This window comes from Calothrix sp. 336/3 (genome assembly GCF_000734895.2).
Taxonomy (GTDB): Bacteria; Cyanobacteriota; Cyanobacteriia; order Cyanobacteriales; family Nostocaceae; genus 336-3.
In genome coordinates this window covers 2,437,346-2,457,431 of the sequence record NZ_CP011382.1, presented here as the reverse complement: position 1 = coordinate 2,457,431, position 20,086 = coordinate 2,437,346, and the positions used below count along the sequence as shown (strand labels likewise).

Genomic DNA, 20,086 nt, shown 5'->3' with positions numbered 1-20,086 from the left:
GTTGGAGAGTTAATAAAATATAAACAAGATATGTTGACTATTGATTTAGAAATTGACCGACGTTATCAACTTTCAGGTGAGGAGTTTTTATCAGAATATGTTAATAAATCTCGACCGGTGGTTATTTCTGGTGTAATTCAAAATTGGGATGCTTTTACTAAATGGTCGTTGCCATATTTTCAATCACTTGCCCCTGAGTTGAAAATATATGCTAAACATTTCCACAATGGTAAAATCGAAATAGAAAATTTTAATTTTCAAGAATATGCAGATATATTAAATAAATATGAACAGGGAGAGCAGCAAACTCTACCCCCTTATTGTCATGACTTACCTTTATTTAGTTTAATTCCTGAACTTGTTAAAGATGTTCAACCATTTGTTTTAGAATACTTGCCAAAATGGTATAGTTATAAGTGGTGGCGTTATTGCCAATTTTTTATCGGCCCATCTCGGAGTTTGACACCGCTACATTTTGACTGTCTACTCACAAATAATCTGTTTTTTCAAATTTCTGGGCGGAAACAATTTACTCTGTTTCTCAAGGAAGATGCTCAATATTGTTATCGATATAATTGGCGGTGGTTTAAGGTTGACCCCGAAAAACCAGATTTAGCGCAATACCCACTTTATCAAAATGCTAAACCTATTCAAGTAATTGTGAATCCTGGAGATATTTTATATATGCCTCCTGGGACACTACACCATGTGAGAAGTTGGGACAAATCCATTTCTTTTAATATTGATTGGCACACACAATATAGTGTAATCCAAGGTCTAGCCGTTAGTGCTAAAGGTATGCCATTAAAAAATGTTTATTACAACTTTTTATTAGCACTAGGATTAATTTTGAAAATTCCGCCACAAGTAATATTTAAGTTTTATAAAACTTATCTAAATTACATTTCATAATTCACAAAATTGCATCTAATTACGCAATCAGGAAAAGTAAATGAATATCTTTGAAACAAGAGAATCTAAAGTCAGAAGTTATTGCAGAAGCTTTCCAACTTTATTTCACAGAGCCAAAGGTGCTTTTATATATTCAGAATCAGGAGCAGCTTATATTGATTTTTTAGCAGGTGCAGGGGCGTTAAATTATGGGCATAATAACGACTACATTAAACGAAAGGTAATATCATATTTAGATGCAGATGCGATCGCACATGGTTTAGACTTTCATACATCTGCCAAAGAGAAATTTATCTCTAAGTTCACGGAAACAGTATTAACCCCCAAAAATTTAGACTATCGACTTCAGTTTTGCGGACCTACAGGTACAAATGCTGTGGAAGCTGCATTAAAGTTAGCCAGAAAGGTAAAAAAAAGACCAGGGATATTTTCATTCATGGGCGGCTATCATGGTATGACCTTGGGTAGCTTATCCATTAGTGGCAATCGTGATATTAAAGCTGGGGCTTATGGTACATCAAGTAATGTTGCATTCATGCCCTATCCCTTCGGCTTTATGGAAAGCTTTGACACCATAGAATTTATCGAGTCAGTTCTCAACGATGTCAATTCTGGAGTTGAAAAACCAGCCGCCATTATTTTTGAAACAGTGCAAGCAGAAGGCGGCGTAATTGTCGCACCCATAGAATGGATGCAAAGACTGAGAAATTTGTGCGATCGCCATGATATTTTATTAATCTGTGATGACATTCAAGTAGGCTGTGGTAGGACTGGGCCATTCTTCTCTTTTGAAAGAGCCAATATTATTCCCGATATGGTAGTCCTGTCAAAATCTATCGGTGGCTATGGCTTCCCCATGTCGTTATTATTATTGAAACCAGAGTTAGATATTTGGGAACCTGGCGAACACAATGGCACTTTTCGAGGTAATCAATTAGCCTTTGTTGGGGGAACTGCTGCACTGGAATATCGAGAAATTGTCAACTTAGAAAAAGAAGTTAAAATCAAAGAATCTTTTCTGAATAATTTTTTAATTGAGCAAATAGCCTCAATTAGTGAGAGAATAAAAATCAGAGGAATGGGTTTAATTTGGGGCATTGATATTTCCCACTTGGACGATGCTAATTTAGCCAAGAAAATCACCTCTCGCTGTTTTGAACTAGGATTAATAATTGAAAAAGCAGGCAGAAATAACACTGTCATTAAAATCTTGCCACCTTTAACAATTGAAATGCCCATATTAGAGCAAGGGTGTTCCATTATCAAACAAGCCTTTGATGATTGCCTAGCTTAAATCAAACTCTCATCCTCTCTGCGCCTCTGCGTGATATATTCCATCAAGTATTTTGTAACAAGGTAATAGATAATGGTTGCAATTCAAAGTAAACCTACAATTACATCTGAAGATTTATTTACACAAAAAGTTTATTGGTTAAATCAATTATCTGATGAACTACCAGAGACAAATTTAATTACAGACTATGTTAGACCAGCCATTTACACTGGTAAGCAAAAATCAGTTAGTTTCCAATTATCTGCTCACCTGTCAGCAGCTATTCTCTCACTCAGCAATAATTCTTATTTATCAACATATTTAATTTTGTTGTCTGCATTCAGTGTATTGATGCAGAAATATACTGGCAATACTGATAATATTCTTGGTTCTCCTGCTTACCACTTCACAGAAATTGATAGCAACTTAAATCAAGTTTTACCCCTGCGGATTAACGTTGATAAAAATCAAACATTTAAAGATTTACTGCTCCAAGTTAAAGCAACTACAATCAACGCCTATTGTCATCAAAATTATCCCATTGATGAATTAACGCAACTCTTAAATTTACCCAATCAGCAAAATCGTTATCCCTTTTGTGACATTGTTCTTCTCTTAGAAAATATTCATCAACAAAATGACATTACGAATATCAGCAATGATGTCACATTATCATTCAAACTTATAGATAATTTATTATTAGGTAGAATAGATTACAATGAGCATCTGTTTCGAGAAGATGCTATTAAATGTTTGATTAAATCTTATTTAAATGTTCTGGAATGCGTGATTAGCAATTATCACACTAAAATCACCGATATATCTTTTTTAAGCATAGAGGAACAGCACCAGCTATTAGAAGAGTTTAATCATAAAACAAAACAATATCCAATCACGCAAACAATCGATCAATTATTTGACCAGCAAGCCCAAGCAACACCAGATAGAATTGCTGTTGAGGCTGCAAATAGCCAGTTAACTTATCAACAATTAAATGCCAAAGCTAACCAATTAGCTAAATTACTCCAAAATATAGGCATCAAAAAAGGTGAAATTGTTGGCATCCTCAAAGAGCGAGACATTAATTTTTTAATCGGGATACTTGCTATTTATAAAGCTGGTGGAGCATATCTACCAATTGATAGCCAGTATCCACCTGAGAGAATTAAATATATGGTATCTAACAGTGAAGTCAAAATCATTTTGACAGACTCTTCCTGTTTAGATATGTTTATAGACTTAGCAGGAAATAACCTAAATTTAAAATCTCTAGTTTGTTTAGAAAACGCAGAAAATCTTAAAAATTATGCTGAATTAACTGATATCAATATATATAATCAACTGCATTTTCAGCATTTATCTACTGATATTTTCATTACCAGCAATACAGGTACAGATGCAGCTTATATGTTATACACATCTGGTTCTACTGGATTGCCAAAAGGCGCAATAGTCAGACATGACGGGGCTATTAATCACATATATGCTCAGTTCGATGAACTAGAGTTAACAGCAGATTTTGTTTTTTTACAAAGCGCACCCTCTTCTACTGATATTTCTGTCTGGCAATTTTTAGCTCCGCTTTTGATTGGTGGTAAGACAGTTATAGTAGATACTGAATCAGGTTTTATTCCCGAAAAATTGTTTAAAGTTATCCAAGAAAAAAGCATTACTGTGGTGGAATTAGTTCCCGCAGTGTTTGGAGGATTAATAGATTATATTTGCCAACTCCCAGAAGACCAAAGACAGTTACCTGATTTAAAGTGGATGATGGTAGTTGGTGAACCTGTTTCTGTAAAACGAGTTAATCAATGGTTGAGTTTGTATCCCTCCATTAGAATAGCTGATGCTTATGGGCCTACCGAAGCTGCGGACGATATCACTCAATTTATTATTGATCAACCTTTACCAGAAAACCAACGCACTGTTTCTATCGGTCAGCCTTTAACTAATTTAAATATCTATATTATTGACCGAGAAACGCGGTTAGTTCCTATCGGATTTCCCGGTGAGATATGTGTGTCAGGAATTGGTGTAGGAGATGGCTATTGGCAAAATCCAGAGAAAACAAAATTAAGTTTTGTTCCTAATCCTTTTCCCAATGCTACAAAAAAATTACCAGCAGGTAATCCAGATTTAATGTATAAAACTGGAGACTTAGGTAGATGGCTACCTGATGGTAATATCGAGTTTTTGGGACGCATAGATAATCAAGTCAAGATTCGCGGTTTTCGGGTGGAACTGGAAGAAATAGAAGCGATGCTGCGTCAGCATTCTTCTGTACGAGAAACTGTAGTTATCGTGCGAGAAGATAATGGTGATAAACGTTTGGTAGCTTATGTAGTTCCTCAAATCGAATGTTCAGCAGATTTAGTTTCAGAACTACGGCAACTACTCAAACAAAGATTACCACAACACATGATGCCATCAGCCTTCATGTTGTTGGATGATTTACCATTAGCTCCCAGTGGTAAAGTAGACCGTCGCGCCTTACCTGCGCCTGACTTTACGCAACTTCAGAGTGAAAAGACTTTTGTTGCTGCTTCCACTCCCATTCAAGAAATACTGATGGGAATTTGGGCGGAAGTTTTAAGTCTAGAAAAGGTAGGTATTCACGACAACTTCTTTGAATTGGGGGGACATTCCCTATTAGCGACTCGTGTGATTTCTAAAGTGCGCCAGGCGTTTGAGGTAGAATTGCCTCTGCGTCGCTTATTTGAGCAGCCAACAATTGCCGGGTTAGCAACAGTTATTGACAAAATTATTAAGGCAGAAATTGGTTTAGATGCTCCTCCCATTGAGCGGGTTTCTAGAGATGAGGAATTAATCTTATCTTTTGCTCAACAACGGTTGTGGTTCCTGACTCAACTGCAACCAAATAGTCCCTTTAATAATTTATGTGCGGCTTTTCGCTTGCAAGGTGAACTGAATATACAAGCACTACAGCAAAGTTTCTCTGAAATTGTGTGTCGTCATGAAGTTTTACGCACGAATTTTCAGACAGTGGCGGGAAAACCAGTGCAAATAATTGCATCCGAGTCCAATTTTTCTTTGCCAATAGTTGATTTGAGTAATTTAGCGGCTGATTTACAAACAATTCAAATTGAACAACTGACACAAACAGAAGCACAACAGCCTTTTAATCTCCAGACAGACTTGATGCTACGGGCGAAGTTATTACGCCTGGGTGAACAAGAATATTTACTATTATTGACTGTGCATCATATTGCTTCTGATGGTTGGTCAATAGGTGTGTTTGTGCAGGAACTTTCTACACTTTATCAAGCTTTTTGTAGTGGGCAAATTTCTAATTTATCAGCACTACCAATTCAGTATGCAGACTTTGCTGCTTGGCAACGACGCTGGTTAGTAGGGGATGTTTTAGAGTCGCAACTTGCGTACTGGCGACAGCATTTAGAAGGCGCACCTGCACTGCTTGAATTACCTACAGACTATACACGACCTGCTGTGCAAACTTTTCGGGGTGCTTACTGTAATTTTGAAATTTCTGCTGAACAAACTGCTGCATTAAAAAGTTTCAGCCAGGAACAGGGATGCACTTTGTTTATGACGTTGCTGGCAGCTTTTAAAACTTTGCTATATCGCTACACAGGTAATGAAGATATTGTGGTGGGTTCCCCTATCGCTAACCGCAACCGTGCTGAGATAGAAGGATTAATTGGCTTTTTTGTGAATACTTTAGTGTTGAGAACTAAGTTAGCAGGTAATATTACATTTGAGGAATTATTGGGACGAGTGCGTGAGGTTGCTTTAGGGGCTTATTCTCACCAAGATTTACCCTTTGATTTGCTGGTGGAAGAATTACAACCACAGCGTTCTTTGAGTTATGCACCACTATTTCAAGTGATGTTTGTGCTGCAAAATGCACCAATGTCAGAGATAGAATTATCTGGTTTGAATTTGAGTTTGCTAGAAAATGACAACGGTACTGCTAAGTTTGATTTGACGTTGTTCATGGAAGAAACGGCTGCGGGAATTGTCGGGACTTTTGAATACAGCACTGATTTGTTTGAGGCTGATACGATACAGCGAATGGCACAGCATTTGCAAATATTACTAGCAGGAATTGTCAGCGATCCTCAGCAGCAACTTTGGGAATTACCTTTGTTAAGTGAAGCGGAAAAAACGCTGTTGGCAAAATGGAATGATACTCAAGCTGCATATCGCCAAGAGTGCATTCATGAGTTATTTGTAGCGCAAGTAGAACGTACACCGGATGCTGTAGCTGTGGTTTGCGAAGATGTAGAGACGGGATATATCGCGTCTCTAACATACAAAGAGTTAAATCGGCGTGCGAATCAACTGGCGCATTATTTGCAAAAGTTGGGTGTAGGAAAAGAGGTATTGGTGGGAATATGTGTAGAACGTTCCCTAGATATGATAGTTGGGCTGTTGGGGATTCTCAAGGCTGGTGGTGCATATTTACCTTTAGACCCAGCCTACCCACAGCAGCGACTAGCGTTTATGTTGGCGGATGCGGGGGTGTCATTTGTCATTTGTCATGAGTCATTTGTTGATAAATTTGACAAAACGACGGTTGTGTGCATAGATACTGAGTGGGATCAGATTGCTCAGGCTAGTCAAGAAAATCCTGTGAGTGGGACTACAGCCGAGAATTTGGCTTATGTGATATATACTTCTGGTTCTACTGGTAAACCTAAAGGAGTTCTGGGTTTACATCAAGGTGCTGTCAATCGTTTTCATTGGATGTGGAAGACTTATCCGTTTACAGAAGGAGAAGTTTGTTGTCAGAAAACATCCTTAAACTTTGTAGATTCTGTGTGGGAGATTTTTGGGCCGTTACTGCAAGGGGTGAAGACGGTAATTATAGGCGATCGCACTGTCAAAGATCCACAGCAATTTATGGAAACCCTGGCTCAACATCATGTCACCCGACTGGTGCTAGTTCCCTCGTTGTTGCGGGTGCTGTTAGATAGCCGCAATTTACAAGCAAGATTACCAAAATTGAAGTTGTGGGTAACGAGTGGTGAGGCGTTATCAATTGATTTGTTACAGCAGTTTCGTCAGATATTACCGGATAGTACCTTGTTAAATCTTTACGGTTCTTCCGAAGTATCGGCAGACGTTACTTGTTACAGTATAACTCCTCCAGAGCCACTGCCTGAACAAGTGGCGATTGGGAGAGCGATCGCTAATACCCAAATTCATGTATTAGATCAATATCTCCAACCTGTTCCTATTGGCGTAACTGGTGAAGTATATGTCAGTGGTGCAGGCTTGGCTAGAGGTTATATTCATGAACCAGAAATGACCGCAAATAGATTTATCTCGAAGGACGGAATAACGCTTTATAAAACAGGAGATTTAGCACGTTATTTAGCTGATGGTAACTTGGAGTTTTTAGGACGAATTGACAACCAAGTTAAGCTGCGGGGTTTTCGTATAGAACTGGGAGAAATTGCCGCAATATTACGCCAATCTCCTAAAATTCGAGAAGCTGTTGTGGTAGTGAAAGAAGAACAACAGCAGTTAATTGCTTATGTAGTTTCTGAAGAAAAAGAAGTAATTATTAGCGAGTTACAGTGCTTACTAAAAGAGAAGTTACCAGAATATATGCTACCTTCAGTTTTTGTGAGATTGGAAGCTTTACCACTACTACCAAATGGTAAAGTAGACTATCAATCGCTGCCAATTCCAGAAGGTATGCGTCCGCAGTTAGAACAGCAATTACTACTTCCGCAAACTGAGGCGGAAAAAACTATTGCTGATATTTGGCAAGAAGTTTTGCAGCTTGATGAGGTGGGTATACATGATAATTTCTTTGAACTTGGTGGACATTCTTTACTTTTGATTCGAGTTCATAGCAAGCTGCAAGAAGTATTTCAACAGGATTTTGCTTTGGTTGAAATGTTTCAATATCCAACTATTAGCCAGTTAGGTATATTCTTTAGTCAGGAAAAAAGTGCAGAATTATCTGTGGGAATGTCGGTATCTATACAGCGACGTAAGGAAATTAGAAGGAAAGCTCACGCAAAGGCGCAAAGACGCAGAGAGGAGGAATAGGAGTTGTTTTCGGTGAAGTAATAAGTATTTAGGAATATAGGAAGATGACGTTAAGTAAACCAGAAATGCCAAAACAAAGTTACTTATTTGAGACTGAGGAAATATTGCCTTCTGATGTTGAAAAACAGATTATGCAATTGTTTAGTCTGTCTAATTCAGATTCAGAATATATAGATGAGTATGTTGAGGAAATATCTGATAAGTTTATCGGGGCAGATGATGCTAGTAGTGATATTGATTTAGATTCATTGGTGGCAAAGTTTTGTGATAGTAAAGTACCGAGTCATCCTGCTGATTTTACTAGCTATTTGGAATATTTGGCTGAAAATGTTATTGCTCATTCAACTCATACGGCTTCACCAAGATTTATTGGTCATATGACATCAGCACTGCCATATTTTGTGCAACCTTTAGCCAAGTTGATGACGGCAATGAATCAAAATTCTGTGAAAATTGAGACGGCAAAATCTCTCAGTTTTTACGAGCGTCAAGCTTTAGCAATGTTGCATCGACAAATATATAATTTATCTGATAATTTTTACACTGAACATATTCAAAATAGTCAAAGTACACTGGGAATTTTGACATCTGGTGGGACAACAGCAAACATTACTGCTATGTGGTGCGCTCGGAATGCTATTTTGGGTGCGAAGGATGATTTTTTAGGTGTAGAAAAGGAAGGTTTAACCGCAGCATTAAATTTTTATGGCTATAAAGGAGCAGTGATAATTGGCTCGGAATTAATGCACTTTTCTTTTGATAAAGCGGCTGATTTGTTAGGTATTGGAAATCGGGGTTTGATTAAAATTCCGGTTGATAGTAACAATCGAGTGAGAGTGCGATCGCTACATCAAGCCGTGGCTAAATGTCGTGAGCAGAACTTGTGTATAATTGCCATTATTGGTATTGCTGGTACTACAGATTCAGGCGGTGTAGATTCACTCTTAGATATTGCCGAAATTGCCCAAGAAGCTAATGTGCATTTTCATGTAGATGCTGCTTGGGGAGGGCCTTTAGTTTTTTCTCAACAACATCGCTATAAACTTGCAGGTATTGAACAAGCTAATTCAGTCACCATTGATGGACATAAACAACTTTATCTACCAATGGGAATTGGTATGCTATTTTTGCGTGAACCGCAAATGGCACAATCAATTGAAAAACAAGCTAGCTATACCATGCGTAAGGGGTCTTTCGATTTAGGTAAACGCGCTTTGGAAGGTTCTCGTCCTGGTATGGCGTTATTCTTACACGCTGGACTGAATTTAATTGGTAGTAAAGGATATGAATTTTTAATTGATGAAGGTATTAGAAAAACTCAATATATGGCTAATCAAATTCATTCAATGCCTGAGTTTGAGTTACTAGCAGAACCTGATACTAACTTGCTTCTTTATCGCTATATTCCCGAATCTTTAAGAGAGCTTGTGGCTAAAAAGCAATTAACAGAAATTGACAATTTATTAATAAATAAATTAAATGAACGTCTGCAAAAAACTCAACGCCAAGCGGGACGTACTTTTATCTCGCGGACAATGAAAACAAGCAATTGCTTTAGTCAAGAAATTTCGATTGTAGCACTACGAGCAGTATTAGCAAACCCACTCACAACTGAAGATGATATTGATGCAGTTTTGCAGGATCAGATTGAGATTGCGTCAGAGATTTATTTATCAGATTTAGCTGATGTAGAGAATTAGTATAAATTGAGTTGCGCGCAAAGGCGCAAAGGCACAAAGTATGAATATTTTGCAGGAATTTAATCAATTCAAAGACGAAATTGCAATAATTGGCATGGCTGGGCGTTTTCCCGGTGCTAAGAATGTTGATATTTTTTGGCAAAATTTACGAGATGGTGTAGAGTCAATTACTTTCTTTACTGATGAGGAATTGCTATCAGCCGGTATCAAGCTAAAATCACTCAATGACCCTAATTACATCAAAGCATTTGGTGTATTAGAAGATATCGAATTATTTGATGCTAATTTTTTTGGTTTCACTCCTAAAGAAGCAGAATTAATAGATCCGCAACATCGGTTATTTATAGAATGTGTTTGGGAAGCATTAGAAAATGCTGGCTACAATTCTGAAACTTATCCTGGTCAAATTGGTCTTTTTGCGGGTGCTGCTTTAAGTTCTTACTTATTGCATAATTTATTTTCTCAATTTTATCCCCATTGGGATGTATTAAAATCAGTGGAATCATTTCAAATGTTTATTGGGAATGATAAAGACCATTTACCGACACAAATTTCTTATAAATTAAATTTAAAAGGACCAAGCGTTAATGTGCAAACTGCTTGTTCGACATCATTAGTAGCAGTGCATTTCGCTTGTCAAAGTTTGCTCAACGGCGAAAGTGATATGGCTTTAGCTGGTGGTGTATCTATACATTTACCTCAAATAGCAGGTTACTACTATGAACAAGGGGGAATTTTATCAAATGATGGTCACTGTCGCGCCTTTGATGCTCATGCTAGTGGTACTATTTTTGGTAACGGTTTGGGTGTAGTTGTTCTGAAGCGATTAGAAGATGCTGTGCGCGATCGCGATTATATTCATGCCATAATTAAGGCTTCAGCAATTAATAATGATGGCTCTTTAAAAGTTGGTTATACAGCACCAAGTGTAGAAGGTCAAACAGCAGTAATTTTAGAAGCATTAGCATTAGCTGATGTGGAACCAGAAACGATTTCTTATATTGAAACTCATGGTACGGGTACTGTATTAGGAGACCCCATTGAAATAAAGGCTCTCACACAAGCTTTTCGTGATAGCACTGATAAAAAAGATTTTTGTGCGATCGCTTCACTAAAAACTAATGTTGGACACCTGAATACCGCTGCGGGTGTGACTGGTTTAATTAAAACTATTCAAGCCCTTAAACATCAACAAATACCTGCCAATTTACACTTTCAAACACCCAATCCCCAAATAGATTTTGCTAATAGTCCCTTTTATGTCAATACAACTCTTTCCCAATGGCAAAGTAACGGTACACCGCGTCGGGCTGGAGTTAGTTCTTTTGGGATTGGTGGAACTAATGCTCATGTGATTGTGGAAGAAGCACCTATGTTAGGGCAGGGGGCAGGGGGCAGGGAGCAGGGGAGAGATTATCAACTATTATGTTTATCGGCTAAAAGTGAGCAAGAAATTGAGAAAATAACAACTAATCTGGCTACACATTTACAACAGCATCCTGAATTGAATTTAGCGGATGTTGCTTATACTCTCTCTGTTGGGCGACAGGCTTTTGACTATCGGCGGATGGTTGTTTGTCGTGATATTGAAGATGCAATCAAAGCATTAACAAATTTAGACATACAACGAGTTTTCACCTCCTCTCAAAAACCGAGTAAACGTCCCGTTATATTTATGTTTTCGGGACAGGGAACGCAATATGTAAATATGGCGCGGGAACTGTATGAATTTGAGCCAATTTTTCAAGAACAAGTAGATATTTGTGCAGATATTCTTAAACCGCACTTGGGGTTAGATTTACGTCAAATAATATATCCTAGCGAACAACAAATACAAACAGCTTCAGCCCAACTGCAACAAACATCTCTTGCTCAACCTGCATTATTCACCATTGAATACGCCTTAGCCAAGTTATGGATGTCTTGGGGTGTGCTACCCACGGCGATGATAGGTCATAGTATTGGTGAGTATGTAGCTGCTACTTTAGCTGGTGTATTTTGTTTAGAAGATACTTTGGCTTTAGTTGCTGCGAGAGGAAAAATGATGCAGCAACAGCCACCTGGAACTATGCTGGCTGTACCGCTAGCAGAAGCAGATGTAAAACAATTCTTAGGCGAGGAACTTTCTCTTGCGGCTATTAATAGTCCATCTGCTTGTGTTGTTTCTGGAAAGACAGAAGTTGTTGAGACTTTGCAAAACTATTTAGCTTCTAAAAATATCAATTGTCGTCTTTTGCATACATCTCACGCCTTCCATTCGCAAATGATGGAGCCAATTTTAGCGGCGTTTACTGAACATGTAAAAAAAGCTAACCCCCAGCCGCCAAAAATTCCTTTTATTTCTAATCTGACTGGTACTTGGATGCAAGCTAATGAAGCTACAAATCCCCATTATTGGAGTCAACATCTACGTTCTTGTGTGAGATTTTCACAAGGTATATCTGAGTTATTGAAACAATCAGAAGGTGTTTTTATCGAAGTAGGAGCAGGTCGGACATTAAGCACATTAACAAGGCAGAATTTAACAACTGATGCTAAACAATTAGTAGTAACTTCTCTACGCCATCCCCAAGAACAACAAACAGATATTGCTGTTATATTAAATACATTAGGTCAGCTATGGCTAGCAGGAATAGACATAAATTGGTCAGAATTTTATAGCCAAGTACAGCCTTCTCGTGTTCCCTTACCTACTTATCCTTTTGAGCGTCAACGTTATTGGATTGAGGCAAAAATACCATCATTAGTATCACAAGAAGAAAATCAAGTTTTTTCTCAATCAGCAAACTTAACAGAAACGAAAGTACAAGAATCAAATATATCTTATTCCCGTCCCAATATTGGCAATTCTTACATTGCTCCCACCAACGAATTAGAAGAACAAATTGTCAAAGTCTGGCAAGAAGTTTTAGGAATTCAACAAGTTGGCATTTATGATAACTTCTTTGAATTGGGTGGAGATTCTTTAATTGCTACTCAACTTGCTTCTCGTCTACAGGCAAAATTCCCTATAGAATTACCACTCCGCGAACTGTTATTACAAGCCTTAACTATTGCCAAGCAAGCAGAAATAATTGAAGAATTGCTTCTAGAAAAACTCACCGAATTATCTGAAGAAGAAGTTCAACTTATCCTCAAAACTTAACCACTCTCCGCGTTAACCTCTGCGCTCCTCTGTGTTCTAAATAAAAATTATGGACAACTCCACCCTATCCCCAGCCAAAAAAGCCCTATTAGAAAAATGGAAAAACGGTAAATTTAAAACCGAAGCCATTCCCAAACGCCAAAACTTTCAACCGATACCATTATCTTTTTCACAACAAAGACTATGGTTTATTGACCAACTTTATCACGGTAGTTCTTTCTATCATGTCACCAGTGCTTTGCACTTAACTGGCTTATTGAATGTATCAGCACTTCAGCACAGCCTCAACGAAATTCTCAGACGACACGAAGCATGGCGAACAAGCTTTGTATCAGCAGACGAACAGCCAATACAGATAGTTTCACCTCAATTAACTTGGGAGCTATCTATTATTAATATTGAGAATTTAGCAAATCAAGACTGGGAAATAGAAGTTAAACAAATTGCTATTAAAGAGGCACAAAAACCTTTTGATTTAGCTCATGCACCATTAGTCAGAGCTAGTTTACTGCGGTTGAGTGAAGTTGAAAATATATTACTTTTAACCATACATCATATAATTACAGATGGCTGGTCTATGGGTGTGTTCGCCCAAGAATTAGCAACACTATATGCGGCTTTTTCTGAAGGTAAACCCTCTCTTCGAGGCGCTACGCGAACTCCTTTAGCAGAACTGCCGATTCAATATGCAGATTTTAGCATTTGGCAACGCGATCGCCTGCAAGGAGAACGGCTAAACACTCAACTTAATTACTGGAAGCAACAATTAGCTGGTAAACTGCCAATACTCCAGTTACCTACAGATTATCCCCGTCCGGCGGTTGCTACGTTTCAAGGTGCGAAACAATACTTTACTTTATCAAGAGAATTAACAGCAGCATTAACCGAATTAAGCCAGCAAGCAGGCTGTACTTTATTTATGACGCTCCTAGCGGCGTTTAATACATTACTATATCGCTACACTTCCCAAGAAGATATTTTAGTAGGTTCTGCTATTGCTAATCGTAACCGCGCCGAATTAGAAGGGTTACTTGGTTTATTTGTCAATAACTTAGTTTTGCGGAATAACTTAAGCGGTAATCCTACTTTCCGAGAACTTTTAACAAGAGTAAAAGACGTAACTCTCAGTGCTTATGCACATCAAGATTTACCTTTTGAAAAGTTAGTTGAAGAATTGCAACCTGAGCGAGATTTAAGCCGGAATCCTTTGTTTCAGGTAATGTTTATTCTCCAAAATGCACCCACGCCTGTGGAAGAAGTGGCTGGGTTAACTATACGTAATTTAGAAATTGATCACGGTACATCAGAATTTGATATTACTGTGTCAATCTCAGAATCAGAACAAGGATTAACTGGATTTTGGGAATACAATACAGATTTATTTGATGCAGTGACAATTCAAAGATTGATTGATAATTTCCAAAATTTACTCATAAGTATTATCATCAATCCTCATCAAAGCATTTCCGCATTACCATTACTGACAACTCCAGAGAAAAAGCAATTATTAGAGTGGAATTATACTCAAGCTGATTATCCACATCACGCAACTTTACATCAATTATTTGAGCAGCAAGTTGAGCATTTTCCCGATGCTTTAGCATTAATTAGTCAGTCAGAACAGCTAACTTATCAACAACTCAACCAAAAAGTAAATCAGCTTGCTCATTATTTAATCAAATTAGGAGTCACAACCGAAACTTTGGTGGCTATATGTCTAGAACGCTCTGTAGATATGATAGTAGCGATTTTAGCGATTTTAAAAGCTGGCGGTGCTTATTTACCCCTAGACCCTAATTATCCAGTAGAACGCCTTCAGTTTATGTTGGCTGATTCTCAAGCGGCGTTGATGATTAGTCACACATCATTAAAGAATTGCTGGGGAGAAGTAAAAGCAATCGCATTAGATACAGACTGGGATAATATTCAACAAGAAAGTCCAGAAAACCCCCGCAGCATATCTGAAGCAAATAACCTGGCTTATGTAATTTACACCTCCGGTTCAACGGGAACGCCTAAAGGTGTGCTAGGAACGCATTGTGGTACAGTCAACGGTTTACACTGGCTATGGAAAACCTATCCTTTCGCAACTGGGGAAATTTGTTGCCAGAAAACAGCGATTAGTTTTGTCGATTCAGTCTGGGAAATTTTTGCACCCTTATTGCAAGGTGTTCCCACTATGATTATCCCTGATGCGATCGCCAAAGACCCGCAACTTTTCCTCGAAACTCTCACTAACTACCAAGTTTCGCGCCTGATACTTGTCCCTTCATTCTTGCGCCTACTCCTAAATAATTACCCACATCTCACACAAAATTTATCTCACCTCCAACTTTGGATTACAAGTGGAGAAGCATTAACTGTTGATTTAGTCAAAACTTTTCACCAATTATTACCAAATGCCAAATTAATTAACCTTTATGGTTCTTCAGAAGTATCTGCAAATGTCACTTATTTCGACACCAGTTTATTGAGTGAAATACATTCCACCGTTCCTATCGGTTACCCGATAGATAATACACAAGCTTATGTTTTAGATAGCTATTTACAACTTGTTCCCATTGGCGTAGTTGGAGAATTATATATTGGTGGCGATGGACTAGCTAAAAGTTATTTGCATCGTCCAGAGCTGACACGAGAGAGATTTATTGATAACCCATTTTTACCAGGAACTAAACTTTTCAAAACTGGTGACTTAGTATGCTATCAAAATAACGGTCAATTAGAATATCTCGGTCGTAATGATGACCAAATTAAAATTCGGGGTTTTCGCATAGAATTAGGCGAAATTGCCACTGGGATCGCTCAATATCCGTCTGTACAAAATGCTGTTGTTATCCCTCATGATGATGCTCAAGGCGATAAATATTTAATTGCTTATGTAGCTACACTACAAAAAGATATTATCCCGCCACTACAAGCATATTTACAGCAGAAACTACCAAGTTTCATGCTACCATCAGCTTTTATCTTATTGGATGAAATTCCCCTAACACCTAATGGCAAAGTAGACAAGCAAGCACTCCTATCTTATGATGTAATTCCCACAATAGTTAATAAATCTTTCGTTGCAGCTAAAACTTTTACAGAATTAGCCCTAGTCAAAATTTGGGAACAGTTGCTCAATACTAGTCCCATTGGAATTACAGATAACTTTTTTGAACTAGGAGGACATTCATTTTTAGCTGTGCGCTTAATTGCCCAAATTTATGAGCTATTTGGACATAACCTCAGCCTATCTACCCTCTTTGAAAATCCCACAATTGAAAAACTCGCCAAAATTGTCAGTCAACCAGCAAGCTTAGGCGCAAATTCTCCTTTAGTCGCCATTCAATCTGCTGGTGAATATCGTCCTTTCTTTTGTGTCCACGCAGCCGGGGGAGATGTCAACAACTACCTCATTCTCTCCAAAAAACTAGGTAGAGAACAACCATTTTATGCTCTAGAACAAACCCCCCATCAACAAGAATTTAATCCTCTTTCTGTAGAGGAAACCGCAGCTTATTACCTCAAAGAAATTCGTAAAGTCCAGCCTCATGGACCTTATCTTTTAGGAGGTTGGTGTTACGGTGGTATCATTGCCTTGGAAATGGCACAACAACTACAAAGACAAAATGAAACAGTTGATTTGCTGGTAGTAATTGACGCAATCTTGCCCAAAACTATCATCCAGCCAGATAAAGATGATGATGCTAAATTAGTGCTGCGTTTAGCTGAAGCTATCAAAAACTGGTTCAATATAGAATTTGCCGTTTCCTATAATGAACTGCGAGATTTACCGCTAGATGAACAATTTCATTTCTTATTCGGCAAAGCTAACCTCAAAATTAGTGAGACAGAAATGACACAACATCTGCAAAGTTATCAGCTATTCAAAACCCATATCCAAGCTATGCGGAATTATATTCCCCAGATTTATCCCCAAGAAATTACATTATTCAAAGCCAGCGAAATCATTACCCACGACTTTGAAAGTCACGAATTCCATACAGATGATCCCTTATTAGGTTGGGGTAAATATTCTTCCCAACCCATCAACATGATTGAAATTCCCGGCAATCATTTTTCTATATTTAATGAACCTTACATCCAAGAATTAGCCAATCACTTAAAAACATCTCTCCTCCATACTCAAAAACTATAAAAATCCTCTCTGCGCCTCTGCGTCTCTGCGTGAAATTAAATATGAAAATACCTGAAGTAAATATTCCTCTCTGGCTAAACATTATTAAAATAGCCAACAACCCCCTCAATCATCTTGATGCGATCGCCAAAAGATATGGCAACATTTTCATCATTAACTTTGGCGAAACACCCATAGTATTTGTGAGCGAACCCCAAGCCATTAAACAAATTTTTACGAATACAAAAGATATTAAAACCCCTGGTGAATTAAACGCAGAAGCGGCATTAATCACTGGAAATCAAGGTATATTACAACTCGATGGACTACGCCACAAACATCGACGTAAATTAATGATGCCAGCTTTTCATGGTGTAAAAATGCAAGCCCAAGGAAAGCTAATTTGCAACCTGACAAAGCAAGTCATGGATGAATATTTAGCCAGCAAAACCTTCATCGCTTATCCCACCATTGAAGAGATTACCTTGCAAATCAGCATGAAAGTTGTCTTGGGTTTACAAGAGGGAGAACGTTACGAAAAACTCAAATACTTACTTCCCACCATACTTAAGAGTATGCGATCGCCCATCATGCAAACTACCTCTTTTCTACCTTTTCTGCAAAAAGATTTAGGAAAGTGGAGTCCTTGGGGATATCTCCTACACCTCCGTCAAGAAATTTTTGAGCTGCTTTACGCCGAAGTTCAAGAACGCCGTCAACAAGCAGACACCTCCCGCAGCGATATCCTATCCGAGTTAATATTTGCCCGTGATGAGACGGGTGAACTGATGACAGACGAAGAAGTCCGCGATTTGTTACTCTCACCCTTATTCGCCGCGCAAGATGCTTCCGCAGTCGCTATCACTTGGTTATTGTATTGGGTTTATCGCCAACCTCAAGTTCGTGAACAACTGCTACAAGAACTGGCTACCCTTGGCGACTCACCCGATCCCATGAACATCGCCCAACTACCTTATCTCAGTGCTGTTTGTAACGAAGTCCTACGTATTTATCCGGCGCAATTATTCACATTTCCCCGCCGCGTCGAATCCCCAATTGAACTGATGGGTTATGACTTAGCCCCAGGAACCCTCATCATGGGTTGTATTTATCTTACACATCAACATCCAGATTTATACCCAAATCCCCAACAATTCCAACCAGAACGTTTCCTCGAAAAACAATACACCCCTTACGAATTTTTCCCCTTTGGTGGCGGGGCGCGTAGCTGTATTGGTGCAGCCTTAGCCATCTTTGAAATGAAGCTAATCCTAGCAACTATCCTCTCCAACTATGAACTCGCCCTAGTCAAAAAACAACCAGAGCAACCCAAATTTGAAGGTTTAATGTGCTACCCAGCTAGTGGTGTCAAAATGCACATCTCTACCAAAACCCCGCGCCCCTCTGCGGAAACATCCGCTCCACTCTGCGTTTAAAAATATACCAATATGAATCTTCCTCAAGGCCCAAAACTCCCAGCTTGGTGGCTGAGAATGCAATTTACAGCCGATCCTCTGCGCTTTCTCGATCAAATGAATCAACGTTATGGTGATACTTTCACCATTATGTCTGAATCTACACCCTTAATCTTTGTCGGTAATCCCCAGGGGATGAAGCAGGTTTTCACCAATACAACGGAAATCATCGCCTCTGGAGAGTTGAACGCCGAATCAGCCCCATTGGTGGGACAAAACGGACTACTTCTGCTCGATGGTATACGCCATAGATCCAGACGCAAACTACTGATGTCTCCTTTGCACGGTAACAAGATAAGAGCCTACGGACAGCAAATTTGTGATGTCACCGAAAAAGTCATGAATCAGCTACCCCTTGGCAAATCTTTTTTAGCCTATCCCACCATGCAAAAGATTACTCTAGAGGTAATTTTAAATACTTTATTTGGCTTATATACAGGCGATCGCTACGAGCAACTTAAACACCTGCTAAATAATCTCATGAACTATGCGCGATCGCCCTTTGTCGAAATCCCCCTATCCTTCCCCTTTTTACAACAAGACTTAGGGCGGTGGAGTCCTTGGGGTTACTTTCGTTATCTGTGGCGACAATTTGACAAACTGATTTACGCGGAAATTAGCGATCGCCGTCAGCAACCAAACCCCGATGCTAATGATGTTCTCTCCGAGTTAATATTTGCCCGTAACGAAACAGGCGAATTATTAACAAATGAAGAAATACGCGATTTATTTCCTTCATTATTATTCGGTGGTCGAGATGCTTCCGCAACAGCCATCACTTGGGCATTATACTGGCTTCATCGTGAGCCACAAGTCCGCGAAAAATTGCGCCAAGAAATCAATAACTTGGGTGAATCTCCCAACCCCATGAGCATTGTTGAACTCCCTTATCTCAATGCTGTCTGTAATGAAATCTTGCGGATTTATCCCACTCAATTCGTCACATTTCCCAGGATAGTAGAATCAGCAACTAATTTCATGGGCTATAACTTGAGTCCAGAAACAATCATCATCGGCTGTATATATTTAACACATCAAAACCCAGAATTATATCCACAACCACAGCAATTTCGACCAGAACGTTTTCTAGAAAAACAATACTCTCCCTACGAATTTATGCCTTTTGGTGGCGGTGCTAGGCGTTGTCCTGGGGAAGCTTTAGCTATGTTTGAAATGAAACTAGTATTAGCAAAAATCATTTCTCGTTATCAATTATCCCTAACCCATACACAACGAGAAAAACCCCAAACCCAAGGTGCAAACTATCCCCCAGCCAGTAAATTACAGATGGTATTATCCAACATTCAGCAACATCAACAATCACCACAAGAAGCTGTGCATTTTTAGTTAAATTAAGCATTTATTTTATGCAATTATACAGATTCCAAATATATGAGGTTTTTGTAAGCAGAA

At 38.7% G+C, this 20,086-nt stretch carries 8 protein-coding genes; all 8 read left to right on the top strand.

Annotated features, from left to right (window positions below; all coding sequences use genetic code 11):
• The first annotated feature begins 30 nt into the window (after positions 1-30).
• The 8 genes from IJ00_RS10290 to IJ00_RS10255 all read left to right on the top strand — a co-directional run bounded on the left by IJ00_RS10290 (position 31) and on the right by IJ00_RS10255 (position 20,020).
• Complete coding sequence (locus IJ00_RS10290; RefSeq protein WP_035152720.1) at positions 31-912, top strand: cupin-like domain-containing protein; 882 nt, start codon at positions 31-33, stop codon at positions 910-912.
• 40 nt (positions 913-952) lie between these two features.
• Positions 953-2,206 carry a diaminobutyrate--2-oxoglutarate transaminase gene (gene ectB / locus IJ00_RS10285; RefSeq protein ID WP_035152718.1) on the top strand — a complete coding sequence of 418 codons (1,254 nt, stop codon included), beginning with the start codon at positions 953-955 and terminating at the stop codon, positions 2,204-2,206.
• A gap of 72 nt (positions 2,207-2,278) precedes the next feature.
• A complete protein-coding gene (locus IJ00_RS10280; RefSeq protein WP_052754440.1) occupies positions 2,279-8,230 on the top strand; it encodes a non-ribosomal peptide synthetase in 5,952 nt (1,983 codons plus the stop codon).
• A gap of 44 nt (positions 8,231-8,274) precedes the next feature.
• Positions 8,275-9,930 (top strand): pyridoxal-dependent aspartate 1-decarboxylase PanP, encoded by a 1,656-nt coding sequence (gene panP / locus IJ00_RS10275; RefSeq protein ID WP_035152716.1) that lies wholly within the window; start codon positions 8,275-8,277, stop codon positions 9,928-9,930.
• Between the two features lie 40 nt (positions 9,931-9,970).
• Positions 9,971-13,075, top strand: coding sequence for a type I polyketide synthase (locus IJ00_RS10270; RefSeq protein WP_035152713.1), 3,105 nt, complete (start codon positions 9,971-9,973; stop codon positions 13,073-13,075).
• A gap of 49 nt (positions 13,076-13,124) precedes the next feature.
• Complete coding sequence (locus tag IJ00_RS10265) at positions 13,125-17,219, top strand: amino acid adenylation domain-containing protein (RefSeq protein ID WP_035152711.1); 4,095 nt, start codon at positions 13,125-13,127, stop codon at positions 17,217-17,219.
• Positions 17,220-17,260: 41 nt separating this feature from the next.
• Positions 17,261-18,634, top strand: a complete 1,374-nt coding sequence (locus IJ00_RS10260) for a cytochrome P450 (RefSeq protein WP_035152708.1) — start codon at positions 17,261-17,263, stop codon at positions 18,632-18,634.
• Positions 18,635-18,646: 12 nt separating this feature from the next.
• On the top strand, positions 18,647-20,020 hold the full coding sequence (locus IJ00_RS10255; RefSeq protein ID WP_035152706.1) for a cytochrome P450: 1,374 nt from the start codon (positions 18,647-18,649) through the stop codon (positions 20,018-20,020).
• The last annotated feature ends 66 nt before the right edge of the window (positions 20,021-20,086 follow it).